The 598-nt window shown below is 25.1% G+C and carries 1 protein-coding gene; it reads left to right on the top strand.

What is annotated here, in order from left to right; translation table 11 throughout:
• The coding region (locus EII23_RS13255) for a hypothetical protein (RefSeq protein ID WP_221620418.1) at window positions 1-264 on the top strand (264 nt) is incomplete at its 5' end.
• Window positions 265-598 lie beyond the last annotated feature (334 nt).

The following is a 598-nucleotide window of genomic DNA, read 5'->3' as shown; positions in this document are numbered from 1 at the left end:
CATTCTTTGGATCCGGAATTACAAAATTATTTGAAAAGTATTTTTAATTATAGTGAAGAAATTCATAACTATTTAAAAGAGTTTAGACATTATTATTCTCACTTTTTTCCAGTTGGGGAAAAACCAAGCTATAACAAAGATACTAAATTAAATATAATGAGCTATGTTCTTCAATTACATAAATCATATGTTTTTTCCAACATGGGAATACCTTCAAAGGATATTGTTGAATTATTAAAAGTAACTCATCCAAAATATGAATAATTATATCAACATCAATGATGGCACAATAGAAGAAATAATAATATTCTAAAAAAATAGTCTCTATTGGGAAAACTATGTTAAAGTTATTTCCAAATATCTACTTAAAGTATTTGTTAGAATTTTTCCATTATTGAAATAAAGATAATTATGCATTACTTAGTATAGGATTTTGTTTATTTTCTCTGTAAAGTATTTCTTCGAAAAAATAGTGATTATACGGGTTTTTGGGATATATTACAAAAGTTAAACAAGATGGGGGATTAATCAGTTTCTCTTAAATTATTTCTATGCTTGCTTCATTACAGGATTCTATCTTTGAGTACCTAGTATCTTC

The sequence above is a fragment of the Desulfovibrio sp. OH1186_COT-070 genome (assembly GCF_003860215.1).
In the GTDB taxonomy this organism is placed as follows: domain Bacteria; phylum Desulfobacterota; class Desulfovibrionia; order Desulfovibrionales; family Desulfovibrionaceae; genus Desulfovibrio.
Note: the sequence above shows the minus strand (reverse complement) of the source record. Positions and strands in the feature narration are given on the sequence as shown.